This is a genomic window from Bacillus sp. LK2, from assembly GCF_001043575.1.
Taxonomy (GTDB): domain Bacteria; phylum Bacillota; class Bacilli; order Bacillales; family Bacillaceae_G; genus Bacillus_A; species Bacillus_A paramycoides.
The window spans coordinates 1-312 of sequence record NZ_LDUK01000116.1 but is presented as its reverse complement, the minus strand read 5'-3'; the positions used below and the strand labels follow the sequence as shown (position 1 = coordinate 312).

Below are 312 nucleotides of genomic sequence, written 5' to 3'. Positions count from 1 at the left end.
TTGTTATCCATTATCGGCATTATGTTTGGCATTTGATTGTTATCCATTATTGGCATTATGTTCGGTGGTTGGTTGCTATCCATTATTGGCATCATGTTTGGCATTTGATTGTTATCCATTATTGGCATTATGTTTGGCATTTGATTATTATCCATTATTGGCATTATGTTTGGCATTTGATTATTATCCATTATCGGCATTATGTTTGGCATTTGATTATTATCCATTATCGGCATTATGTTTGGCATTTGATTGTTATCCATTATTGGCATTATGTTTGGCATTTGATTGTTATCCATTATCGGCATTATG

1 pseudogene is annotated in these 312 nt (G+C 32.4%); it reads right to left on the bottom strand.

What is annotated here, in order from left to right:
- Positions 1-284 (bottom strand): annotated as a pseudogene (locus VK90_RS27440) (peptigoglycan-binding protein LysM); the annotation flags it as partial.
- Positions 285-312 lie beyond the last annotated feature (28 nt).